This is a genomic window from Janthinobacterium sp. HH106 (genome assembly GCF_001758725.1).
In the GTDB taxonomy this organism is placed as follows: domain Bacteria; phylum Pseudomonadota; class Gammaproteobacteria; order Burkholderiales; family Burkholderiaceae_D; genus Janthinobacterium.
In genome coordinates this window covers 162,751-187,647 of sequence record NZ_LRIC01000051.1, presented here as the reverse complement: position 1 = coordinate 187,647, position 24,897 = coordinate 162,751, and the positions used below count along the sequence as shown (strand labels likewise).

Here is a 24,897-nt window from a genome sequence, read left to right as displayed (position 1 = left end):
ATGATTTCACAATTGCAAATAATTTTAGCGAGCGCGTGTTCTTTTTGTGAGTTTTGGTGATATTCTTTAAATGTCATTTAAGAAATCAAATTATCTTTTAACCAATCAAACGAGAACCCATGAAAACGCCAGCCACCCTCCTGAAGATCGCCGCACTGGCCACCCTGGTCACCGCTGGCGCCGCCAACGCCGCGACCGAACTGGTGGTCAATGGCAGTTTCGAAAACAATGTCATCGCCTCAGCCTGGGCTCCGCTCAGCAGCGTGACAGGCTGGACTTCATCGGCCAGCGGCAATTCGGCCTTTGAAATCCAGAAAGGCGCCACGCAAGGCGGCCAGAGCGGATTCAACCCCGTCGCCGCCAGCGGCACGCAATACCTGGAACTCAATACGGACCGCCTGACGTCGGTATCGCAAGCGATCGCCACCACGGCCGGCAGCACCTATGCGCTGTCGTTTGCCTACTCGGGCCGTCCCGATACGGCGGGCGGCGCGAACAGCCTGATGAATGTCTACTGGGGTTCGACCCTGCTGACGCCAACGGCATTGATCGGCAACACGAGCGGCGTGTGGCAAACCTACAGCCAGAACGTGACCGCACTCGGCTCTTCGAGCCTGCTGCGTTTCGAATCGATCGGCCCCGTCTCCGCACCGACCTATGGTTCCTACCTGGACAACGTCTCGGTGACGGCCGCCGTGCCGGAACCTGAAACCTACGCCATGATGCTGCTGGGCCTGGGCTTGCTGGGTTTCATGGCACGCCGCAAGACAGCCGCCTGAGTCCGAACAGACGCCACGCAACAGCCGTCCCGCCGTTTGGCCGGGCGGCTTTTTCTCGTCCGAAGAAGCGTGCACTGCAGCATTAAATGTTGCCCAAAAGAATTAAATTGGCGCTACAATAGCGGGGTATCAAGCAATGCCAAGCATCGCTCCGCCAGGGCCCCTACCCCGCCCTGATCATCAGCACGCATTTTTTGAACAGGATGACTGGCGCTGCCGGACCCGATTGCGCTCCCGGCACGGCCACCACACACGCACCATGTCCGCAGAAAAAACCATTACCGAAACGAGTTCCTACGGCAAGGAAACACCCGTGGGACGTCCCGACATCGATGGCCGCGCCGGCATTTTCGTGCCCACGGCGGAATTCGACATCAACAACACCACCACCATCCGCAAGGGCGCGGGCATTGTCGGCTTCGGCAACCTCGACGGCACCCTGACCGTGTACTTCGAAGCGAACCGCTTCGACGAAAGCAATCTGCACAAATGGGAACACAAGGCGCGCAAGGCATATGACCGCATGGTCATGGGCGCACCCACGGTGTCGAAGGCGAAGATCGACGCGCGCATGCTGGAACAGGTCGGCATCATCGATGGCATGGGCATCAATCTCAAGCATCCGGAACGCCTGACGCACTGGCTGGCGATTTCGAACGTGCCGGACACGGCGCCGGAAGAGCCGGTGCTGCGCTGGAAAAACCGCTAAGTAATCCTCAGGAAATTATTGTGAAGTTATGACGAATAGAACCGGATGCTATGCAAGGCGCCCGCTGCGACGCAGTGCGAGCACTGCTAGCAGTGGGCAACACCGCAGAGCGCCGGTTATAGAAGTCAGAAATCGCAATAATTTATTGGGGGTTACTTAGGCCGCCGGAGAGCGAGGCGGGGCCTCAGCGACGAGGTGTTGTCCTACATCGTGGCGGACATTCATCCGATGCCCGAGAGCATTTATTCGACCTATGATGAAAGCCTGACAACCCACCTCACACCATTCAGGAGTACGACATGTCCCGCCTCATCCCGATCAGCTTTGGCGCCTTGCAAATAGGTCTGGCAGCGGCGGCGATGTATATCCTGTGCTCGGCGGACGTGCTGCACCAGAGTTCGGTATATTTCCACTGATTCAGCTTCGCGGCGCTGCTCGTCATCGCCAATGAGAAAGCGCGCCGTGCTTCGTAAAGCACGGCGCGCTTTCTCACGCCAGCAGGACTACGTCCCGCGTCTAGCGGCGACCGTGGTAACGTCCATGCCCGCCCCAGCCGCCACGGTGTCCGCCATAGCGCCCAAAGCCAAACATGAAATCCAGGCCGATCGATACGGGCGGATTGTAATAATACGGTTGCGGCGCGTACACGGGCGCCGGCACATACACGGGCTGCTGCACGTAGACAGGCGACTGCTGCACGTAGACGGGCTCATTCGTGTATTCCACGCGCGGCGCGCTCATCACGCGGCCCGACTGCACCGGCTCGGACGAGACCGTATGCCATTCATAGGGATTGTAGGCCCCCTGTGGCGCGCGCGAACCGTAATACGCGGGCCCGGGCGGGGCCACGACGCAGCCACCCAATGCGGCCAGCGAAATTACTGCCAACAGGGTTTTCATCGCAATTCTCCTAATATGTACTACCTCAAGTAAGTACTATAAGAAATTACGCCGTGCTTTGCTGCGCTTTTACCGATTGTTACACCCCGACGCACGCCGCAACATGAAATGTGGCAATGACGCCACAAGCGGCCCATGCGTCATGTTTCCTCAGATAAATGGAATGTCGCACGTGTCGATGGCCTTGCCTGCCGCATCGTAGCGCTGCACGCACACCTGGTAGCGCACGCCGTAATCGAGCTCGACCTGCTCGACCTTGCCATACTTCAATTTCCAGCTGGGCTGCACACGCTGCATGCCCGCCAGGGCCGGCACGTCCTGCGGTATCGCCATCGCCGTTTGCGTCTCACCCTGGCGCGCATCCTGGCGCCGCGCCACGTCGATCGCAACGTTCACGGCCAGGTCGACGCCGCCGTCCGCATACGCCAGCTTCGGCGCGCTGCGCTGCGCCCGCATCACGCCCCAGCTGCAAGCCTTGCCGCCGGCCTCGCATTGCTTCAATTGCGCCAGCGGAAAATATTCAGGGGCAATCTTGCCATCCTTGATGGGCCAGCTGGTGCGTACACCGTCGCGCTTGCCCGTCAGGGGATTGTCCCAGCTCAGGCTGTTGACGACGGCGACGGTCTGCCCCGCCTGCAAGCCCACGGGCGTGCCCAGGGAAGCGCAGGCGGAAAGCAGCAAGCCGGTGGCCGCCAGGGAAGAAAGTGTCAGGATGCGCTGCATGGTAGGCCTCTTGTGGTGGGATATCCCGAAGGTATGTTTCGAGGGTAACAGAATCCGCGGCGGCAGCGCCGTTGGCTGCCGCACATAACAATACGGGCGGCACCCTCGCAGGCGCCGCCCGTAGCGGATACGGTCATGCCGGGAGCCGCGCTCCCGGCAATGCGTGGATCAGTCCAGCTTCCAGGCGTAGTCGACCTTGGTCCAGGTTTGCGCAGGGGAACCATCCTTGGTGCCCGGCTTGAACTTGCATGCGGACAGGGCCTTGATGGCGGCCTTGTCCAGGTTCTTGAAGCCGCTGCTCTTCTCGACTTTCGAATCGGCAACGCTGCCATCGGCATTGACCAGGAAGGACATCGACACGGTGCCCTGCTCTTCGTTCATCAACGAGGCTTTCGGATAGTCCGCCTTGCAGTTCTTGGCATCGAACGACGCCGGCACCTCGGCAGCGAAGGCTGCGGAAGAAACGGACACCAGCAAGGCTGCTGCAACACTCATCAAACGCTTATTCTCAAACATGTGCTTCCCCATGATTATCAGATACGGTAATTACAACTTCCTGTGCGCTGTTGGCCGCGCTTAAAACTCTTCCCATTCGTCATTGCTGGTGCTGCCGGCCCCTGCCGCCTTGCGTGGTGCCGCGGCAGCCACGGGCGCGGCCGCTTCGGTCTTGCGGGTCAGCGATTTCACCGGACGCAATGCGGGCGCCGGCTTGCGCACGGCCGCTGGTGCGGCAGCCACGGGCGCCGGCACAGACGCCGCTGCCGGTTTCTGTTCGCCTTCGACCAGTTTGAAAATGCTGACCACGTGGGCCAGTTCGGCCGCCTGGTCCTGCAGGCTTTGCGCCGCAGCGGCGGCCTGCTCCACCAGGGCCGCATTTTGCTGCGTCATGCCGTCCATCTCGATGATCGACAGGTTGACCTGTTCGATGCCGGCGCTTTGTTCCTGGCTGGCACTGGCGATCTCGCTCATGATGTCGGTCACGCGGCGCACGCTGTCGACCACTTCGCCCATCGTCACACCAGCCTGGCCGACCAGACGCGTACCGCGTTCCGTCTTCTCGGCCGAATCGTCGATGAGGATCTTGATTTCCTTCGCGGCGCCAGCGGAGCGCTGGGCCAGGTTGCGCACTTCGGACGCCACCACGGCAAAGCCTCGGCCTTGCTCGCCGGCACGTGCCGCTTCCACGGCCGCGTTCAGCGCCAGGATATTCGTCTGGAAGGCGATGCCGTCGATCACGCCGATGATGTCGACGATTTTCTTGGCCGACTCGTTGATCGAGCTCATTGTGTCAACCACTTGCGACACCACGGAGCCGCCCTTCAGGGCCACGTCCGACGCGGTCGCGGCCAGCTTGTTCGCTTCCCGTGCATTGTCCGCATTCTGTTTCACGGTCGAGGTCAGCTCTTCCATCGCGGACGCCGTTTTTTCCAGCGCGCTGGCCTGCATTTCCGTGCGCGACGACAGGTCGATATTGCCGTCGGCGATCTCGCGCGATGCCGTGCCGATGGTTTCCGTACCGACGCGCACCTGGCCGACGATGCCCACCAGGCTGTTGCGCATTTCCTTCATTTCCGCCAGCAGGCTGGAATTGTCCGATGGCTGGGTGTGGATGCCGATCGACAGGTCGCCATTGGCGATGCTGCCGGCGATCGATGCCGTGTAGTCAGGCTCGCCGCCCAGCTGTTTCAGCAGGCCGCGGGTAATCACCAGTGCCGCCGCCACGCCCATCGCCACGGCCAGTACGCCGAGGATGATCATGAACAGCCGCGCGCTGTCGAAGGCCTTGCGGGCATCCGACTGCATCTGTTCATTGAGCTTGTCTTCCAGGGTGGCCAGCTGCTCCAGCGCTTCCATCCATTTTTTCTGTACCGGGCGGATTTCCTTGATCATCACGCGCGTGGCGCCTTCCGCATCGTTGGCCATCCACAGTGCGGATGCCTTGGCGATGGCCGGCATGGCGGCCGCTTCGTATTCCTTGATCGAAGCGAGCAGGGTCTTTTCTTCGGCAGTCGACTCGATGGCAAATTTCTCCTCGAGCTTCTTCTGCGTTTCCTGATAGGTGCTCGTCTGCGTCTTGATACGCGCCATTTCCGGCTCCATATCGCTCGCGTCGGTCATCAGGGTGAGGATGCGCAGCGAGGTGATGCGGTCGCTGACGTTGCCACGCATATCGATCACCAGGCGGGTGACGACATTGTTGACATTGATCACGTGATCGAGACGTTCCTGGATTTGCGCCATGCGCGCGATGCCGAGGACGGTCACGGCCACCAGCAGAACCAGTACCAGGGCGAAACCCAGGCCCAGGCGGGTACCAACCTTCATTTTTGCTAAATTCATTTCGGCTCTTCGTAAATGAAACTATTGATAAGGATTTTTTGCCCGGCACGACAAGACGAAGGCTGCGGTACACCGGTATCCGCCCTTACCCATTGGTATGCTGGCGGTATCCGGCTGCACGCAGCCTGGGGTACTTCCTGGTCCTTCGCCAGCCCTGAAACAGCCAGTGACTGCGAATGCAAACTTGCTCCACACGCTGAATTTTTGACACTGATGATATGAGATCAACATCAAACATTCATATGAGAAATATTTGTCTATAATCAATTATAGGTGTAAATTTTGCCTCAAAGCAAGCAATAAGTACCTGAATAAATGGCAGATTAACTTTCTTCGGGGAAATGGCAACAACGCCGATTCTTGCCTCTTAGAAATGCCCCATGGCAGTGCGGGCGTGCGCCGAAACGGCGCATTTACAACACATGGCGTAGCCATATTGCATCGTTTTGGAAGAGGTGCTCAGAGGAAGGGGGAGTACGGACAATACCACTGCGCAGAAGCAGCGGTATAGACAAGTTGGCTCAGCTGTCCCAGCTGCAATGCATCACATAGGCGTGGCACTCTGTGCCAAAGACAAAGACGCTCCAGATGGCGCCCAATTGCCCGGTCAGGCTGATCTGGCCAGATGATACCAATTGATACCAGCGCGGCTCGCCGCGCAGCAGTTCGGCCAGTTCGCGCTCGAAACCGTCATATAAACGCGCATCGAGCGGCTGGCGGTCCGCCTCGCTCATGGGACGAAACCGCTCCAGCAACCACTGGCGCGGCGTGCAGGCGATGCCGCTGCACACCACGCTCTCGAGCGACTGCAAGGACAAGCCCGCCGGCGCAATCCGCAGCGCGCGGCACAGCGCGTCGAGCGATGCCTGCGGCGCGACGGGTCCCAGATACTCGCAAAGAAACAAGCTGCCGTCATCCTTCAGGGCGCCGACGGCCAGCAAGTAGCCATCGATCACGCGCGCAAGGCTGTGGCAGTCGCCGCTCATCAGGCAGGCAGCGACAAACGCGCCGCCGCTTCCAGCAGCAAACGGGGGTCGCCCGAGGCCAGCTTCTTCGAGTCCGACAGGGTCTGGCGGAAGCCGCGCGCGCCGGGCAGATTTTGCATCAGGCCCAGCATGTGGCGCGTGACGCTGTTCAGTTTCAAACGCCCCGCTTCTTTTTCCAGCTGCGCGCTAATGTACGGAATCATCGCCTCGAGCACCTGTTCGCGCGTTTTCACGGGCGTGTCGTCGCCGTAGTAGCGCTGGTCGAACTGCGCCATCACGTACGGGTTGTGGTACGCCTCGCGGCCCAGCATCACGCCATCAAGGTGCTGCAAATGCAGGTCGATCTCGTCCAGGGTCTTGATGCCGCCGTTGATGATGAACTCGAACTGGGGAAAATCGCGCTTCAGGCGGTAGGCGTAATCGTATTTCAGGGGCGGCACTTCGCGGTTTTCCTTCGGGCTCAGGCCTTTCAGGATGGCATTGCGCGCATGCACGATAAACGTCTTGCAGCCGGCATCGGCCACGGTACCGACGAAGTCGCGCACGAAGTCGTACGATTCGCTGTCGTCGATGCCGATGCGGTGCTTGACCGTGACGTCGATGTCGACCACGTCGCGCATGGCTTTCACACAGTCGGCCACCAGTTGCGGCTCGGCCATCAGGCAGGCGCCAAACGCCCCTTTTTGCACGCGCTCGGACGGGCAGCCGCAATTGAGGTTGACCTCGTCGTAGCCCCACTGCTCACCGAGCTTCGCGCTGGTGGCCAGGTCTGTCGGATCGCTGCCGCCCAGCTGCAGCGCCACCGGATGCTCTTCCTCGTTGAAGCGCAGATGGCGCTCCACGTCGCCGTACACGAGCGCGCCCGTCGTCACCATCTCGGTGTAGAGCCAGGTGTGGCGCGTGATTTCGCGGTGGAACTTGCGGCAATGGCGGTCGGTCCAGTCCATCATCGGGGCGACGGACAGGCGGCGGGAAGGCAAAGAAGAGGAAGTCATGGTGTCTACAAAAAACAGGAGCTGCAAATGACAAACCCGCTGCGCGCCTCACCGGTGAAGGAAAGGCGGAGCAACGGGCTTGAGCGCGGCATGGCCCGCAGGCCATGCTTTACAACAGATTACGCATCACGCGACGCTTTTTTACGCTCGTGCTCTTTCAGGAAGCGCTTGCGCAGACGGATCGATTTAGGCGTGATTTCCACCAGTTCGTCGTCCTCGATGAATTCGACTGCGTATTCCAGCGACATCTGAATTGGCGGTACCAGGCGCACCGCTTCGTCGGTACCCGACGAACGCACGTTGGTCAGCTGCTTGCCCTTGATCGGGTTGACGACCAGGTCGTTGTCGCGCGAGTGGATACCGATGACCATGCCTTCGTAGACTGGGTCATTGTGCGACACGAACATGCGGCCGCGGTCTTGCAGTTTCCAGATAGCGTAGGCAACGGCGGCGCCGTCATCTTGCGAGATCAGCACGCCGTTACGACGGCCAGCCATTTCGCCACGGGTGTTGTCGACTGGCGCGTATTCGTGGAACACGTGGCTCATCAGGCCGGTGCCGCGGGTCAGGGTCATGAATTCGCCCTGGAAGCCGATCAGGCCACGCGCCGGGATCAGGTACTCGAGACGCACGCGGCCCTTGCCATCCGATTCCATGTTTTGCAGGTCGCCGCGACGACGGCCCAGTTCTTCCATGACGCCGCCCTGGTTGGCTTCTTCAACGTCGACCGACAGGTTTTCAAACGGCTCGTGGCGCACGCCATCGACCATCTTGAAGACCACGCGTGGACGCGATACGGCCAGCTCGAAGCCTTCGCGACGCATGTTTTCGATCAGAATCGTCAGGTGCAGCTCGCCGCGGCCCGATACTTCAAAGATCGTGTCGTCGTCGGTCGGCGCTACGCGCAGAGCAACGTTGGCTTTCAATTCTTTTTCCAGACGGTCACGCAGTTGGCGCGAAGTCACGAACTTGCCTTCGCGGCCAGCCAGTGGCGAGTTGTTGACCATGAAGTTCATGGTCAGGGTCGGCTCGTCGACGGTCAGCATCGGCAGCGCTTCCGGGGTGTCCAGTGCGCACAGGGTCGAACCGATGCCGATTTCGTCGATACCGTTGATCAGGCAAATGTCGCCGGCAACGGCTTCGTCCACCAGCACGCGCTCCAGGCCCTTGAAGTTCAGCACCTGGTTGATGCGGCCTTTGATTGGCGTGGCGCCAGGGCCATTGATGACCAGCACGTCTTGACCAACTTTCACGGTACCGCGGTTGACGCGGCCAATGCCGATCTTGCCGACGTACGACGAGTAGTCCAGCGAGGTGATCTGCATTTGCAGCGGGCCTTCCGGATTGTCGTCACGTACTGGAACGTGTTCCAGGATGGCGTCGAACATCGGCTTCATGTCGCCGCCGCGCACGTCTTCGGTCAGGCCGGCATAGCCGTTCAGGCCCGAAGCGTAAACGATAGGGAAATCCAGTTGCTCGTCGGTTGCGCCCAGCTTGTCGAACAGTTCGAATGTCTGGTTGATGGCCCAGTCCGGACGTGCGCCGGGACGGTCGATCTTGTTGACGATAACGATAGGCTTCAGACCCAGTGCCAGCGCCTTGCGCGTGACGAAACGGGTTTGCGGCATCGGGCCTTCCTGTGCATCGATCAGCAGCAGAACCGAGTCCACCATCGACAGAACACGTTCCACTTCGCCGCCGAAGTCGGCGTGGCCTGGGGTGTCGACGATGTTGATGTGGGTGCCTTCGTACTCAACAGCGCAGTTCTTCGACAGAATCGTAATGCCGCGCTCCTTTTCCAGGTCGTTCGAGTCCATGACTCGGGTGTCGACCGCTTGGTTTTCACGGAAGGTGCCGGACTGGCGCAGCAGCTGATCCACCAGCGTGGTTTTGCCGTGGTCAACGTGGGCGATAATGGCGATATTACGAATTGCGCGTTTTGTATTTGACATGGTCGTAGTAGTTACTGAAAAACTGCGGAGTGCGTACAAGGTGTACGAGATACCCGAATGCTAATCTATTTCCGGAACCGCGTAGTATAGCATGTTGCGTTGCAACGCTATCTAAAAATGCTGGCGGCTCCCGCAGTCGGGGACGGATTGTTTAAAAAAGCGACACTGTTTGAAGAGTGCATGCCGGGGTCAGACCCTCAATCCCGCCAACTCAGAGGCTTGCGCCAACGGTCGAGGGGGTCTGACCCCAGCTTTTATTGATGTGCTGTGGCAATGAGCCGTTCGGGCGCCAGGATGCTGTACTCCTGCAACTGGCCCGTGCCCAGCAGCTTGCTGTCGTGATACACGCGCACCCTGCCCGGTTCGGCTGGCACGGCGACGTCTTCCTTGCCCAGCGCGATGCGCTGGCCATGCAGGAAACGCCTGGCCAATTCTTCCGTCAGCTGCACAGCGGGAAAACTCGACAACAGCGCATCGACGGGCGCCAGCAGACTCAGCGGCGCGGCATGCGCCGTCAGCTCATCCAAGGTGACGACGCCGTCAAGCGTCAGGCTGCCCACCTGCGTGCGGCGCAAGGCGTTCAGATGGCCGCCGCAACCGAGCGCGTGGCCGATGTCTTCGCCCAGCACGCGGATATATGTGCCCTTGCTGCACATCACGGACAATTTCAGGAACGGGGCTTCATAGCCGAGGAACTCGAGCTTGTGGATGGTCACCGGGCGCGCTTCGCGCTCCAGGGTGATGCCTGCCCTTGCATACTCATATAAGGGCTTGCCGTCCCTTTTCAAGGCCGAGTACATGGGCGGCGTCTGCAGGATAGGCCCGCGGAACTGCGCCAGCACGGCTTCGATCTGCTCTTGCGTGACGTTGACGTCGCGCGTTTCCAGCACTTCGCCCTCGGTATCGCCCGTATCCGTCGTCTGCCCCAGGTGCACCAGGGTTTCGTAGGTCTTGTCGGCTTCCAGCAAATCCTGCGAGAACTTCGTCGCCTCGCCAAAGCACAGCGGCAGCAAGCCTGTGGCGAACGGATCCAGGGTGCCCGTATGGCCGGCCTTTTTCGCGTTCAGCACGCGCTTGGCCTTGATCAGGGCATCGTTGCTGGACCAGCCCACAGGCTTATCGAGCAGCAGGACGCCGTCGACCAGATCGCGCACCCGCTTGATGCCCGGTGGTTTCTTCGGACCCGCCACTGTTATTGCTCGTCCGCTTCTGGTTTGACATCCGGCTCGGCGTCGGCCGCGCGCGTGGCATTGGCCTTGTCGATCAGGAGCGACATTTCCATGCCGCGCGAAGTCGAGCTGTCGTGCACGAAATGCAGCATCGGCAGGGTGTGGATGTGCAGGCGCTTGCCCAGCAAGCCACGGATGAAGCCCGACGCGGCCATCAGGCCTTCGGTGGTGTTCTTGATGGCTTCCTTGCTGTCTTTCAACATCGTGAAAAACACCTTGGCGTGCGCGTAATCGGGCGTGATCTGCACTTCGGTGATGGTGATCATCGTGCCCACGCGCGGGTCTTTCAATTCGTAGGCGACGATCTCAGCCAGATCACGCTGGATCTGGTCGGCCACGCGCAAGCCGCGCGCTGGCATGGTTTTGCTATGTTTAGCCATGATTTTATGCTGTCCTAAGTGCCGCAGGGCGCATGAGTCAAACGGTTGCCCGTTGACCAATGCGCCCCACGTGTTTGCGCGGACAACGGTATGTCCGCGCGGTTTTCATTGCTGCTGCGATTACAGGGTACGAGCGATTTCCTGGACTTCGAACACTTCCAGCGTGTCGCCAACCTGAATGTCGTTGTAGTTCTTCAGCGACAGGCCGCACTCCAGACCGGCGCGAACTTCTTTCGCATCGTCCTTGAAGCGTTTCAGGGAGTCGATCTCGCCGCTCCACACCACGATGTTGTTGCGCAACAGGCGGACGGAAGAAGCACGCTTGACCACGCCATCGGTGACCAGGCAACCGGCAATCGCGCCGACCTTCGAGACCAGGATAACCTGGCGGATCTCGACTTGGCCGATGACGGTTTCGCGTTTCTCTGGTGCCAACATGCCCGACAACGCCGATTTGATCTCGTCGATCGCATCGTAAATGATGTTGTAGTAGCGAATGTCCACGCCATTCGACTCGGCCAGCTTGCGTGCCTGGGCATCAGCACGGGCGTTGAAGCCGATGATGACCGCTTTCGAGGCGACTGCCAGGTTGACGTCCGATTCCGTGATGCCGCCGACGGCCGCGTGAACCACTTGTACGCGCACTTCGGAGGTCGACAGTTTCTGCAGCGAACCGACCAGCGCTTCTTGCGAACCTTGCACGTCGGTTTTGATGATCAACGGCAAGTTTTTCACTTCGCCTTCGGCCATCTGATCGAACATGTTTTCCAGTTTCGCAGCTTGCTGTTTCGCCAGTTTCACGTCGCGGAACTTACCTTGACGGAACAGACCGATTTCGCGCGCCTTGCGCTCGTCAGCCATGACGACGACTTCTTCACCGGCAACCGGCACTTCCGTGAGACCCTGGATTTCGACCGGAATCGAAGGACCCGCTTCAGCGATCGACTTGCCGTTCTCGTCCAGCATGGCGCGAACACGGCCATACGAAGAGCCCGCCAGAATCACGTCGCCGCGCTTCAGGGTACCGGACTGCACCAGGATCGTCGCGACAGGACCACGGCCCTTGTCCAGACGCGCCTCGACTACCAGGCCGCGCGCAGGCGCATCGACCGGTGCCGTCAGTTCCAGCACTTCGGCTTGCAACAGCACTTGTTCCAGCAGGTCGTCGATACCCTGGCCCGTTTTGGCCGATACCGGCACGAATGGCGATTCGCCACCGTATTCTTCCGGCACGACTTGTTCTGCGACCAGTTCCTGCGTCACGCGGTCCACGTTGCCGCCTGGTTTGTCGACCTTGTTGATCGCCACCACCAGCGGTACGCCGGCTGCTTTCGCATGGGCAATCGCTTCTTTCGTTTGCGGCATCACGCCATCGTCGGCGGCAACCACCAGAATCACGATGTCGGTTGCCTTGGCGCCACGGGCACGCATCGCGGTAAACGCTTCGTGGCCCGGGGTGTCGAGGAAGGTGATCATGCCGCGTGGCGTATCGACGTGGTAAGCGCCGATATGCTGCGTAATGCCGCCCGCTTCGCCGGAAGCCACCTTGGCGCGACGGATGTAATCGAGCAACGAGGTCTTGCCATGGTCGACGTGACCCATGACGGTGACCACCGGTGCGCGTGGCTTGGTTTCGAAGTGCGCGTGTTCGCCCACATCGGCCAGCAGCGCTTCCGGATCGTCCAGTTCGGCGGCGAACGCCTTGTGGCCCATTTCTTCCACCAGAATCATGGCGGTTTCCTGGTCCAGCACCTGGTTGATCGTGCACATCTGGCCCAATTTCATCAAATGCTTGATGACTTCGGATGCCTTGACGGACATTTTGTGCGCCAGTTCGGCCACGGTGATCGTTTCTGGCACGTGCACGTCCTTGACGACGGCTTCCGTCGGCGCCTGGAAGTTCGATTCACGGTCGTCATGGTGCGTCGGGCGACGGCCCTTCGCGCCACCGCGCCAGCTGTCACGGCCGCCTGGGCCGCTATTGCCGCGTGGCTTGGGACCACCGGTGGTGCCGCGTTTTTTCGCGTCATCGGACCAGGTGGACGACACATTGGCCGACTTGATGGATTTCTTGTCTGCAACAGCAGGCTTCTTGTCGCCCGGCTTGTCGCCAGGTTTCTTGTCAGCAGGCTTGTGCAGCGTGCCTTCCGGCGCCTTCGGCTTGACGGGCACCGGTACGGGTTCCGGTGCCTTGATGGCGCGGCGTGGCGCGTTCATCATGGCCTTGATCTGGGCGACTTCGTCGGCAACGGCCTTGCGTGCGCGCTCGGTGGCTTCCGCTTTGTCAGCGGCTTCCTTGGCAGCAACAGCGGCGGCGGCGGCTTTCTTTTTCGCTTCTTCAGCGGCAGCGGCTTTTTTCGCTTCGGCGGCGGCGTCGTCAACGACAGGCGCAGCGGCGCTGGCGGCAGGCGCGGCGGCAGCCTTGGCGGCCGCTTTCTTCGCTTCCGCTTCCGCTTCTTTCTTCGCAGCCAATTCAGCCTGTTGCGTGGCTTTCGCCTGGGCTTCTTTTTCCGCGTCGAGCTTGGCCAGACGTTCTTGCTTTTCGCGCAGATCGGCTTCCTGGCGGGCGATCAGTTCAGCCTGCTTACGGGCTTCTTCTTCACGGCGCGCCACGTCGGCGGGATCGATCACCGGTGCGGCAGGCGCGGCCGGTTCTGCCGCGACCGGCGCAGCTTCGTCACGCTGGACGAAAGTGCGTTTCTTGCGCACTTCCACCTGGATCGTGCGCGACTTGCCGGTGGCGTCTGCTTGCTTGATCTCAGTCGTTTCCTTGCGGGTCACGGTGATTTTTTTCTTTTCTGTGTCAGCCGCTGCGCCGTGGGTGCGGCGCAGATGATCCAAAAGCTTGTCCTTATCATCTTTCGACAATGGATCTGACGTCGAACTTTTCTCGACGCCGGCAGAACGCAGCTGCGTCAGCAGCAAATCTGCAGGCATCTTCAGTTCGGTGGCAAATTGGGCTACGTTGTTACTCGCCATTCAGTCCTCTTTTCTATGTGTCGCGGAGATGATAAAGATACTCAAATTAAGCCTTTGCGGATTCGGCCAGACTCCATGCCTTGGCTTGCAACGCCTTGGCACGATCGTCGTATTTCGAGTCAACCAACTTCATCTCATCGTCGGTCACATCTTTAAATTCACTTGTAATCAGTTCACGCGCACGGTCCGCAGACAAGGCCAGGATTGCGCCAAATTCGTCGTATGCCAGTGCTGCAAATGCTTCTACGGTCTTGATACCAGCCAGACCCAGCTTGCCGGCGGTGATGCGATCCATGCCTTCCAGATTCACCAACGCCTCGTCCATGCCTTCCAGACCCTCTTCCGAAGCGATCGCTTCGGTCACGAGCGCATCACGCGCACGGGTACGGAGTTCATTGACGGTATCTTCGTCAAACGATTCGATTTCCAGCATTTCGGAAATTGGCACGTAAGCGATTTCTTCCAGACTGGCGAAACCTTCTTCCACCAGAATATCGGCCACTTCCTGGTCGACATCGAGCTTTTCCATGAACAGGATGCGCACGGCAGCCGTTTCCTGGGCAGCTTTGTCGGCCGATTCTTCGGCCGTCATGATGTTGATCTTCCAGCCGGTCAGGTCCGAGGCCAGGCGCACGTTCTGGCCGGAACGGCCGATCGCGATTGCCAGGTTTTCTTCGTCCACGACGACATCCATCGCGTGTTTTTCTTCATCGACCATGATCGACGACACGTTCGCCGGCGCCAGGGCGCCGATGACGAACTGCGCCGGATCTTCCGACCACAGCACGATGTCGACACGTTCGCCGCCCAACTCGCCGGTGACAGCCTGTACGCGCGAACCGCGCATGCCGACGCAGGTACCGATCGGGTCGATGCGCTTGTCGGCCGTGTAGACGGCGATCTTGGCGCGCACGCCGGCATCGCGGGCTGCGGATTTAATTTCCAGCATGCCTTGCTCGATTTCCGGCACTTCCAGCTCGAACAGCTTCATGATGAATTCCGGCGCGGTGCGCGACAGGATCACTTGCGGGCCGCGCATATTGCGGTCGATGCGCAAGATGTATGCACGCACGCGGTCGCCGATACGCAGATTCTCTTTCGGGATCATCTGGTCGCGTGGCAGACGTGCTTCGATCTTGCCCGATTCGACGATGGCGTCGCCGCGCTCCATGCGCTTGATGGTGCCGGTGACGAGCGAATCGCCGCGCTCCAGGAAGTCGACCAGGATCTGTTCGCGTTCGGCGTCACGTACGCGCTGCAGGACCACCTGTTTGGTATCCTGGGCGAAACGGCGGCCGAATTCAACGGATTCGATCGGTTCTTCGATATGGTCATCGACTTCGATATCGGGAATCTGTTCTTTTGCCTCGAAATGCAGGATCTCCTGATCCGGCAATTGCAGGCCCGCTTCATCGGGCACGACGTGCCAGCGGCGGAACGATTCGAATTCGCCCGTTTCGCGGTCGATCGAAACGCGGATGTCTACTTCACCCTCATACCGTTTCTTCGTGGCTTGCGCCAACGCGAATTCGAGGGCGCCGAAGACGACATCTTTATCGACGTTTTTTTCGCGCGCCAGCGCGTCAACCAATAATAAAACTTCGCGGCTCATGCTTTGCGTCCCTTAAAAACCACCTGCGGCACCAAGCGTGCCTTATCCACATCGGCGAGCGTAAACTCCAACATCGCCGGACCATCCTTACCTTCAAATTCCAACGACAATTTATCGCCCACGGGTTCTTGCAAGATCCCCTGGAACGATTTCCGGTTGTTCGTACCCGGCATCGCCACCATCAGCTTGACGATGATTTCCTGGCCTGCGAAACGGACAAAGTCTTCCAGCTTGCGCACCGGACGATCGAGACCCGGGGAAGAAATCTCGAGACGCTCGTAAGGAACGTTCTCTACCGTCAACACATGCGATAACTGGTGACTGACCGTGGCACAGTCTTCGACCGTGATCGGACCTTTTTCAGCGGCATCGGCGGCGCTGAAATCAATAAAGACGCGCAGCAGCCCGCGCTCGGCACGTTCGACATCAACGAGCTCATAGCCCAGACCTGTAACTGTCTTTTCAATTAATCCCAACTGCTGCAAGAAATTCTCCAGAAATAAGGCCCGTTTTCGGCATGACAGCGCCGCAATAAGCGCCGACAACATGCAAAAACACGCATTCAAGTCATATATGGCCCCTTGCGGAGCCATTACAAACGGTTCAACAAAAAAAAAATGGGCATCTGCCCATCTTCTTGTATTTTCCCAACCAGATGAAAGCACTCCCCACCAAACAACCCTGCGGAGAACTTTTATTAGGCTGCAGATTATAACCTCTTATTAACTTCGCCGCAATGCCGCACACGAGGAGCGGCCCGGCTTACAACAGTTACAAGAGCGCGCACCCGCGGCAGATCGGCGGGCGCGCAAGAAGAAACTCTTCCCGATTAACCTTTGCTGCGGCGGCGCGGCATGCCATCCATGCCGCCGCGATCCATGCCGCCGCGCGGCTGGCCGCCGGAACGTGCTTGCCCACCGGCACCACCGCCGGCATTGCGGCGCGGACCCGTGTTGGCGAAGCCGAAGGCCGTTTGCAGCGGATCGGGCTGGCGCGGACCGCGCTGCGGCGCGCGGCCTTCGCCACCCGGACGGCCCTGGCCTGCCGCACGCGGCGGACGGCCCTGGCCTTGGCCTTGCGCGCCTTCGAACGATGCCGACGAACGGGGCTGGCCGCCCTGGAACGGACCTTGCGGCTGGCCGCGGCCCGGACCACGCGCTTCGCCTGGACGGCCGGCGCCGCCCGGGCGGCCCTGGCCTTGCGGACGGGCAAACTGGCCTTGCGGCTGGCCACGGCGCGGCGCGACAGGGAACGGATCGGCGTTGCGGTTGCTCACATCGATGCGGTTGCCATTCGGCTCGTCATCGCGGCTGGCCTTGCGCGCTTCGCGGCCCTTGGCGGCGCCAGCGGCACGGGGGTCGCCCGATGCCGGCATTTTCTTTTCGATGCCGTAGGCGGTCAGCAGGTCGCGCACGGTGTTTTCATCCATCTCCTCCCAGCGGCCGCGTTTCAGGCCGCTCGGCAGGGTCATGGCGCCGTAGCGGGTACGGATCAGGCGCGAAACGGTCAGGCCGATGGCTTCGAACATGCGGCGCACTTCGCGGTTACGGCCTTCGCCGATCACCACGCGGTACCACTTGTTGATGCCTTCGCCGCCGCCATCGGCGATCTTCGAGAACTGCGCCAGGCCGTCTTCCAGCTCGACGCCGGCCAGCAGCTTCTGGCGCATGCCCTCTTCCAGCTCGCCCAGGGTACGCACGGCGTACTCGCGGTCGATGCCGTAGCGCGGGTGCATCAGGCGGTTGGCCAGGTCACCGGACGTGGTAAACAGCAGCAAGCCTTCCGTGTTGAAGTCGAGGCGGCCAACGGCCAGCCACTTGCCCGCCTTCATGGTCGGCAGGCGGTCGAAGACGGATGGACGGCCGTCCGGGTCGTTGTGGCTGACGATTTCGCCGGCCGGCTTGTGGTAGACCAGCACGCGCGGCGGCTTCTTGCTGACGCGGCGCTGGATCAACTTGCCGTTGATGCGCACATGATCGCTCGGCAAGATGCGCTGGCCGATGTGGGCCGGCTCGCCATTCACGGACACGCGGCCCGAAATGATCAGATCTTCCATGTCGCGGCGCGAACCGAGACCGGCTTCGGCCAGCACCTTGTGCAGCTTCGGCGCATCGTCGTCGGACGTCAGGTCGCGGCGCACGGCCGCTTTCTGTACGCGGCCCGTGCCGCCTTCTTCGCTGTCGAAGGCGTCGGACGTGACGAACGAGAAGACGGCATCAGCGTCGCTGAGCTTGCCTGGCGCAGCCTGGCGGCCCTTGCCCTTTTTACGGCTCTTGCCGGCATTCTTGCCGGCGCCCGGCACGTCGTTGCGGGGACCGCGCGGCAGGCGCGGGCCGGACACGAGGTTGCCTTCGGCATCGAACACATCGGCGACAGGCGCGGCAGCTTGTTCGGCGACAGGTGCTGCTGCAACGGCTTCGGCGGCCTGCGGCGCTTCGGCGCGCGGCGGCTGGCGCAACGCGCGCTCCGCCTGCACACCGCGCATCTGGCGCGGACCGCGGGTCGGGCGTGCTTCGACCGGCTTGTCAGCGACGGCTTCCGGCGCCGTTTCAGCGACGGCGGCAGCGGCCTTGGCGGCGGCGCGGGCGCGCGGCGGACGCGGCGCCGGGGCGGCAACCGCCTCGGCTGCGGCTTCCGCGGCGTCGGCCACGGCCTTCAGGGCCGGCTTGGCGCGGGTTTTCTTGGCGGCGGGCGCAGCGTCGGCGGCGACAGCTTCAGCGACGGGCGCATCGGCGGCCACGTCGGCTTTCGTGCGGCGCTTCGGCTTGGCGGCGACAGCGTCGCCAGCCGTGCCGGCAGCAGCCGCGTCGGCTTCGATCTGGGCCTTGGTGCGGCGCTTGGGCTTGGCAACGATGGCTTCGTCGCTGGCGGTTACTGTCTCGGGTGTGTTCGGATTATTCATTCTTCGTTTCTTGGCTGTGCTGACCTGGCGCAGCGTCAACCGTTAGTTCTGGCGCAGGGTCGTGAGTGTAGGCTTCGTCCATGGGCGAAGCATCGGGGCCGGCATCAAGGCTTGCTGTCACATCTACATCTGTCACAGCCGTATTGCTACCTGCACCAAGCTGGGGGACAAGCTCATTGCTTGCCTTGTCAAAATTTTCCTGCAGGGCCGCTTCCAGGGCTTCAAGCCCGTTGCCCTGCATCTCGCTGATTTGCTGCAAAGGCGGCAGCTGGGACAGCGATTGCAAACCCAGATCATCCAAAAACTGCTTGGTGGTGGCCAGCAAGGCCGGCCGTCCCACCACGTCGCGGTAGCCGATGGCATCGACCCAGCCACGGTCTTCCAGCATCTTGATCGTCTGCGAATTGACGGCAACGCCGCGAATTTCCTCGATATCGCCGCGCGTCACCGGCTGGCGGTAGGCGATGATGGCCAGAGTTTCCAGGGTCGCCCGCGAATACTTGGGCGGCCGCTCGGGCGTCAACCGGTCGAGATACATCTTCATTTCCGGGCGGCTTTGAAAGCGCCAGCCCGAAGCCAGACTGACGATCTCAATGCCGCGCCCTTCCCACTCGTCGCGCAACTCTTCCAGCAATTGCTTGATCGTGTCGGCGCCAACGCCGACACCGCGCACACGACCATTCTCGTCCGCATCGACGAACAGCTTTTTCAGGCTGTGGATCGTCAGCGATTCACGAGCGCACAGCAACGCGGTTTCGAGGACTTTTTTAGCCTCAATTGTATTCATAGCAATTCTGTGCGGATGTGTGTTGCAATTCGTATGCAGAGAAAGAAATCAAAAACGTTCATTTCAACGTAACAGATGGCAGACATCGATAATGACGCCGTGCTGGGTTACTAGTTGAGGCTGTTTTTCCGACGCCTTGGCCGATGCGCGCAAAGCGGGATTAAAGCGGATGCAGTGAAAGTCCTGCCATCCATGGTGCTGGCCTTAATTAACCTTCACTAAGTAACCAGCAATGAAACGATCTCCGGAGCAGCTGCTTTTCCCGTGGCGGCGAACCAGCCAGACAGGAGAGCGACAGTCGTCGTTTCATCCAACGATGCCAATTGTACCTGATAAAAAGCGGAAAAGCGCAAAACCGGGCAAAACACGCGTTTTACCCGGCCCTGGCGCGACACATCGCCCGTACCTCGCGCATCACAGGGAGGCGAGTTTCTCCGAAAGAATGGCCGATGCACCCAGGAAAGCTGGATACTGCGCCGTGATGACGAAGGTCGGCACTTGTGACACGTAATTGGCGAAGCGGCCCTTGCGCTCGAAGCGGGCGCGGAAACCGGAGCGGTCGAAACGCGCCCCCAGGCGTGGCACGATGCCGCCGCCGATATAAATGCCGCCCAGCGCGCCCAAGGTGACGGCGACGTTGCCCGCCACCGTGCCGAGCATGCAGCAGAACGCTTCGATGACATCGTCGCACAGCTGGGATTCGCCGGCCAGCGCGCGGCGCGTGATTTCCGCCGCCGGCAACGCTTCGGCCGGCACGCCCGCGCGGTCGGCCAGGGCGCGGTAGATCAGTTCCAGGCCATCGCCGGAAATCAGGCGCTCGGCCGAGACGTGCTCGTATTCGCGCCAGGCAAATTGCAAAATGCTCACTTCCGTTTCATTGAACGGCGCAAAGCTGACGTGGCCGCCTTCGCTTTGCAGGGCGATCCAGCCGCCGTGCGAAGGAATCAGGCCCGACACGCCCAGGCCCGTGCCGGCGCCGATCAGGCCGATGGCCGTGTTCGGACGGGCCGTGCCCGCGCCCACCTGGTGCTTCTGTTCGCTCGACAGCTGCGGCAAGGAACGCGCCAGGGCCGTGAAATCGTTGACCACGTCCAGGGTCGTGAAGCCGCACTCTTCGCGCATGGCGCGGATCGAGAACGACCAGTGGTGGTTCGTCATGCTGAGGAAGTCGCCGTCGACGGGGTTGGCAATGGCGATCACGGCATGGCGCACGGCTTGCCCGCCTGCGGCAGCGATGTGCGGCAAGGCCAGGTAGGCTTGCAGGGCGGCGGACAGGCTCGGGTAATCGGCACAGGGCAGCACTTCGACCAAGGTGATGTGGCCGGCGGCCACTTCCAGGGCGAAACGGGCATTGGTGCCGCCCACGTCGGCCAGTAGGCGCGGTCCATCGGCAAAGGCGGAAGTCGGCAGTACGGGAGAAGACGAAGCGCTCATGATTTTAAATGATGAAGTGGGACGCATGGGACGCCAAGCTTAAAGGATGAATGCGCCCGGAGGCAAGCAAAGTTTGTAGTTTAAGTACATCAAAACAAGCCTTTATTGGTAGTTCCACTCCAAATGCAACAGGCAAGGCCAAAGTTACTCGAAAACAATGATTTATAGTAAGTACCTACACTCGCCAGATACACCAAAAGCATGCTGCATAGCAGCAGGAATCGCCTGAAAACAAGAGTATGCCGCAGTTTGCGCAAAGCCGCTTTATATGGGGCGGCGCTGGCGCGGCGCTGCCGTCCTGGCGGCCCCACGACAGCACTTTCGTATTATTACTACCGGTTTTTACGGTCCGCCGGCGATGCGGCAGGCATGCGCCGATCAGGAGGGCAAGCCTTCGCCCAGCAGGCTGGCGGGTGTCGGCTGGTCCGAGCGGTAGGCGGCATTCCACGCGTCGAGGCCGCCATGCAGGGGCTTGGCCCGGTGAAAGCCGTGCTGGTGCAGCAGCTTGGCCACTTGCGCGGCCGTCACGTCATTGGGGCAGCTGCAATACACGATGATGTGGCGGTCCTTGTCCATGGCGATCATGGCGGGCACGGGTTCCTTGCCATTGAAGAACAAGGCGCCCGGCACGGCCGGTTCCAGCGCTTGCGCCGTGGCGCTGCGCGCGTCGACCATCAGCGGCTCCTCGCCCTGCTCTATGAGTTCAAGCAATTCATCGATGCCGATGCGCTCGATCTGCAAGGCCTGGCGGAAACGCCGGCGTTCGAGGAATTTGTACAGCAGGAACAAGCCCAGCAGGGCGGCCAGCATCAGCAAGGCCGTACTGCCCATGGTGCTGAGCAAGTCCAGCACCTGCTGCACGCTGGCGTGAAAGATCACGCCGACGGCGATGCCGGTGCCGCTCCACAGCAAGGCGCCCAGGCCCGCATACAGGAAGAACAGGCGCGGCGGCGTGCCCAGCGCACCCGACATGGGCGCGGCCACGGTATTGAATCCCGGCACGAACTTGGAGACGATCAGGGCTTTCGGGCCCCAGCGCTTGAATTTGTCTTCCGTCTGGCTGACGCAGTAATCGGGCGACAGCGAGATGCGGCACAGCAGCCGCAGGATGCGCTTGCCGAAATGGCGGCCCGCGCGGAACCACGTGAAGTCGCTGATCAGGCAGGCGCCCAGCGCGGCGGCCAGCACCAGCCCCCCATTCATGTCGCCATCGACGGCCAGCGCCCCCGCCACCACGAGGATGGGAAAGGCGGGAATCGGCAGGCCGAGCTGCTCCACCAGCACGATGCCAAAGACAATCAGGACACCGTAATGTTCGAGCAGATAAATAAGGTTGGGCATGGCCGCTATCTTACCGTAAAAAGCCCCCTACAACTGCACGCCCTTCGGTATGGCGCTCAACAGGGTGCGCGTGTACGGATGCACGGGATTGCGGTACAGCTCGTCCGAATCGGCCAGCTCCACCACTTGCCCCTTGTGCATCACCATCACCTGGTCGGCGATGTATTTCACCACTGATAAGTCGTGCGAAATGAAGATGTAGGACAGGCCGAATTCATCCTGCAAATCCTGCAGCAGGTTGAGCACCTGCGCCTGCACGGACACGTCCAGCGCCGACACGGATTCGTCGCACACCAGAATTTCCGGCTGCATCGTCAGGCAGCGGGCAATGGCGATGCGCTGGCGCTGGCCGCCCGAGAACTCGTGCGGATAGCGGTGGAAAGCCTGTTCCGGCAGGCCGACTTTATCGAGCAGCCAGTAAGCCTTGGCGATGCGTTCCTTGTCATCGGCGCCGATCTTGTGGATGCGCATCGGTTCGAGCAAAATCTGCCCCACCGTAAAGCGGGGATTCAAGGACGCGTACGGATTCTGGAAGATGATCTGGATGCGGCGTTTATACGGCAAATACTCCTTGTTCGGCATGGCAATCAGATCCTTGCCGTGGAACATGGCCGTGCCGCCCGTCGCCTGGTGCAAGCGCAGCAGGGTCAGGCCCACCGTCGTCTTGCCGGAACCGGATTCGCCCACCACGCCCAGGGTTTTTCCGCGCGGCAAAGTGAACGACACGTCCTTGACGGCCTGGAATTCGCGCTTGCCGAACAGGCCTTCGCGCGTATAAAAGCTTTTACTGAGATTATTCACCACCAGCACCGGTTCGTCGCCCGGCGTGTAGCCGCGCGTGCGCTGTTTCACCTCCACGCCGGGGCCCGCCTTGCCTTCCATATAATCGGCGATGACGGGCAAGCGCCACGGGCGCTCGTCCAGCGAGGGGCGGCAATGCAACAGCGCTTTCGTGTAACTGTCTTGCGGCGCTTCGAATACCTGGCGCACTTCCCCCGTCTCGCGCACTTCGCCGTGGCGCATGACGATCACCTGGTCGGCGATCTCCCCCACCAGGCCCAGGTCGTGGGTAATGAAGAGCACGGACATCTGGTGTTTCTTTTGCAGCGCCGCGATCAGGTCCATGATCTGCTTCTGGATCGTCACGTCCAGCGCCGTCGTCGGTTCGTCCGCGATCAGCAGTTTCGGCTCGCAGGCGATCGCCATGGCGATCATCACGCGTTGCTGCTGGCCGCCCGACATCTGGCTCGGGTAGGCGTCGATCTTCGTGGCCGGGTCGGGTATGCCCACTTCTTCGAGCAGCGCCAGCGTACGCGCCCTTGCCTGCTTGCGGTTCATGCCCATGTGCTGGCGCAGCACTTCGGCGATCTGGAAGCCGACCGTGAACACGGGATTCAAGGACGACATCGGTTCCTGGAAGATCATCGAGATATCCTTGCCGCACATGGTACGGCGCTCGGCGATCGACAGTTGCAGCAAATCGCGCCCGCCGAAGTGGATGCGCGATTGCGGATCGATGATGGTGCTGTCAGGCGGCAACAAGCCCATCACGGCCAGGGAGCTGACGGACTTGCCGCTGCCCGACTCGCCCACCAGGGCGACGGTGCTGTTGCGCGGCACGTTGAACGAGATGCCCTTGACGGCCTCGAACGTGGTCTTCTTGTCCAGGCGGAAGGTGACGCGCAGGTCGCGCACTTCCAACAGGTTATTCTGGTCCATGAGCAACTCCTATTTCACTTTGGGGTCGAGCGCATCGCGCAAGGCATCGGTAAACAGCGAGAACGCCGTCACCAGCACGGCCATCGCCGTGGCGGCGGCCGTCAGCTGCCACCATTTGCCCAGGATCAGTTCATTTTGTGCCTCGTTGAGCATGCTGCCCCACGAAACGGTACCCACCGGCACGCCAAAGCCGAGGAAACTCAGGATCACTTCCGCCTTGATGAAGCCCACCACGAGGATCGACATCTGCACCAGCGCCACGTGGCTCACGTTCGGGAAGATATGCGAGAACATCTTGCGCCAGTGCGAGGCGCCGATGGCGTCGGCCGCCATCACGTACTCGCGCGCCTTGTGCTTGATGTATTCGGCGCGGATCAGGCGGTACGGCCCCGTCCAGCCCGTCAAGCCCAGGATCAGCACGATGGTCAGCACGCCCTTCTGCTGCAGCACGGCCGCCACCGTCAAGATCATCAAAATCGACGGAATCGACGTGAAGATGCTGTAGAACCAGTTAAAAAAGTCATCGACGATGCCGCCGAAGTAGCCGGACACGGCACCGAACAGGGTGCCCAGCACGACGGCCAGCAAGGCGGCCACTAGGCCCACGACGATCGACGTCTCGCCGCCCTTGATGGTTTTCTGCACGATATCGTGGCCCCACTTGTCGGCGCCGAACGGCAAGGTTGCCGCCTTGTGCGCGATCAACTTCTTCGTCTTGCCCATGCCGGCGCGCAAGGCCGTCAAGTCGTCGGCCAGCGGGTCGGTGACGCCGTACATCTCGACGCCGGCAGAAGGATTGCTGCCCATCTGCGCGCGCAGTTCAGCGATATCGTCGGCCAGCGGGTCGAGCACGTTGACGGGTGTCGGCGCGCTGCGCTCGTCGGCCAGGGGAATGGCGCCGTCGGCGGCGCCGGCCACATCCTTGTCGGCACCGACAAACGTGGGCGGTGCATAGCTGACGGCCACTTCGTCTTCCCAGTTCGCCGCCACCAGGCCGCTGGCAGACGCCAGCACCAGCAGGAAAAATGCGCCGACCACGGCCAGCGATACCATTGCAATCTTGTCGCCGCGCAAACGGCGCCACGCCAGGGCCCACAGGCCGGGCGATGTATGAGGTTTCGACATCGTCT

At 61.1% G+C, this 24,897-nt stretch carries 20 protein-coding genes; 2 read left to right on the top strand and 18 right to left on the bottom strand.

Annotation, left to right across the window (positions count from 1 at the left end; genetic code table 11):
- The first annotated feature begins 119 nt into the window (after positions 1-119).
- Both JAB8_RS20315 and JAB8_RS20310 read left to right on the top strand, forming a co-directional pair.
- Positions 120-779, top strand: coding sequence for an FxDxF family PEP-CTERM protein (locus tag JAB8_RS20315; RefSeq protein ID WP_070291162.1), 660 nt, complete (start codon positions 120-122; stop codon positions 777-779).
- Positions 780-1,038: 259 nt separating this feature from the next.
- Positions 1,039-1,488: a hypothetical protein gene (locus tag JAB8_RS20310; protein WP_070218194.1), complete on the top strand. Its 450-nt coding sequence runs from the start codon at positions 1,039-1,041 to the stop codon at positions 1,486-1,488.
- Positions 1,489-2,004: 516 nt separating this feature from the next.
- Here the strand turns inward: JAB8_RS20310 and JAB8_RS20305 are convergent.
- From JAB8_RS20305 to JAB8_RS20220, 18 genes are all read right to left on the bottom strand, one after another.
- Positions 2,005-2,388, bottom strand: a complete 384-nt coding sequence (locus tag JAB8_RS20305; protein WP_070218195.1) for a hypothetical protein — start codon at positions 2,386-2,388, stop codon at positions 2,005-2,007.
- Positions 2,389-2,538: 150 nt separating this feature from the next.
- Positions 2,539-3,111 (bottom strand): hypothetical protein, encoded by a 573-nt coding sequence (locus JAB8_RS20300; protein ID WP_070291161.1) that lies wholly within the window; start codon positions 3,109-3,111, stop codon positions 2,539-2,541.
- Positions 3,112-3,279: 168 nt separating this feature from the next.
- Positions 3,280-3,627, bottom strand: a complete 348-nt coding sequence (locus JAB8_RS20295; RefSeq protein WP_070218202.1) for an energy transducer TonB — start codon at positions 3,625-3,627, stop codon at positions 3,280-3,282.
- A gap of 60 nt (positions 3,628-3,687) precedes the next feature.
- Positions 3,688-5,451: a methyl-accepting chemotaxis protein gene (locus JAB8_RS20290; protein WP_254679555.1), complete on the bottom strand. Its 1,764-nt coding sequence runs from the start codon at positions 5,449-5,451 to the stop codon at positions 3,688-3,690.
- Positions 5,452-5,972: 521 nt separating this feature from the next.
- A complete protein-coding gene (locus JAB8_RS20285) occupies positions 5,973-6,437 on the bottom strand; it encodes a hypothetical protein (RefSeq protein ID WP_070291159.1) in 465 nt (154 codons plus the stop codon).
- Positions 6,437-7,432 (bottom strand): tRNA dihydrouridine(20/20a) synthase DusA, encoded by a 996-nt coding sequence (gene dusA / locus JAB8_RS20280; RefSeq protein WP_070291210.1) that lies wholly within the window; start codon positions 7,430-7,432, stop codon positions 6,437-6,439. Before dusA ends, JAB8_RS20285 begins: the two co-directional genes overlap by 1 nt.
- Positions 7,433-7,551: 119 nt before the next feature.
- Positions 7,552-9,384: a translational GTPase TypA gene (gene typA / locus JAB8_RS20275; protein ID WP_070223676.1), complete on the bottom strand. Its 1,833-nt coding sequence runs from the start codon at positions 9,382-9,384 to the stop codon at positions 7,552-7,554.
- Between the two features lie 254 nt (positions 9,385-9,638).
- The gene (gene truB, locus JAB8_RS20270) at positions 9,639-10,574 is read right to left on the bottom strand and encodes a tRNA pseudouridine(55) synthase TruB (protein ID WP_070291158.1); all 936 of its coding nucleotides are present in this window, start codon (positions 10,572-10,574) and stop codon (positions 9,639-9,641) included.
- Positions 10,575-10,576: 2 nt separating this feature from the next.
- Complete coding sequence (gene rbfA / locus JAB8_RS20265; RefSeq protein ID WP_035825200.1) at positions 10,577-10,993, bottom strand: 30S ribosome-binding factor RbfA; 417 nt, start codon at positions 10,991-10,993, stop codon at positions 10,577-10,579.
- A gap of 120 nt (positions 10,994-11,113) precedes the next feature.
- A complete protein-coding gene (gene infB, locus JAB8_RS20260) occupies positions 11,114-13,972 on the bottom strand; it encodes a translation initiation factor IF-2 (protein WP_070291157.1) in 2,859 nt (952 codons plus the stop codon).
- Positions 13,973-14,018: 46 nt separating this feature from the next.
- Positions 14,019-15,584, bottom strand: coding sequence for a transcription termination factor NusA (gene nusA, locus JAB8_RS20255; protein WP_070222358.1), 1,566 nt, complete (start codon positions 15,582-15,584; stop codon positions 14,019-14,021).
- The gene (gene rimP, locus JAB8_RS20250) at positions 15,581-16,069 is read right to left on the bottom strand and encodes a ribosome maturation factor RimP (protein ID WP_035828693.1); all 489 of its coding nucleotides are present in this window, start codon (positions 16,067-16,069) and stop codon (positions 15,581-15,583) included. Before rimP ends, nusA begins: the two co-directional genes overlap by 4 nt.
- A gap of 344 nt (positions 16,070-16,413) precedes the next feature.
- Positions 16,414-18,486: a 23S rRNA pseudouridine(2605) synthase RluB gene (gene rluB, locus JAB8_RS20245; RefSeq protein WP_070291156.1), complete on the bottom strand. Its 2,073-nt coding sequence runs from the start codon at positions 18,484-18,486 to the stop codon at positions 16,414-16,416.
- On the bottom strand, positions 18,479-19,273 hold the full coding sequence (gene scpB / locus JAB8_RS20240; RefSeq protein WP_070219235.1) for an SMC-Scp complex subunit ScpB: 795 nt from the start codon (positions 19,271-19,273) through the stop codon (positions 18,479-18,481). Before scpB ends, rluB begins: the two co-directional genes overlap by 8 nt.
- 414 nt (positions 19,274-19,687) lie before the next feature.
- Positions 19,688-20,707: a glucokinase gene (locus tag JAB8_RS20235; protein WP_070219236.1), complete on the bottom strand. Its 1,020-nt coding sequence runs from the start codon at positions 20,705-20,707 to the stop codon at positions 19,688-19,690.
- A gap of 378 nt (positions 20,708-21,085) precedes the next feature.
- Complete coding sequence (locus JAB8_RS20230) at positions 21,086-22,048, bottom strand: VTT domain-containing protein (RefSeq protein WP_070291155.1); 963 nt, start codon at positions 22,046-22,048, stop codon at positions 21,086-21,088.
- Between the two features lie 27 nt (positions 22,049-22,075).
- Positions 22,076-23,767 (bottom strand): ABC transporter ATP-binding protein, encoded by a 1,692-nt coding sequence (locus JAB8_RS20225; protein ID WP_070291154.1) that lies wholly within the window; start codon positions 23,765-23,767, stop codon positions 22,076-22,078.
- A 9-nt stretch (positions 23,768-23,776) separates the two neighbouring features.
- A complete protein-coding gene (locus JAB8_RS20220) occupies positions 23,777-24,892 on the bottom strand; it encodes an ABC transporter permease (RefSeq protein ID WP_070291153.1) in 1,116 nt (371 codons plus the stop codon).
- Between the last annotated feature and the right edge of the window lie 5 nt (positions 24,893-24,897).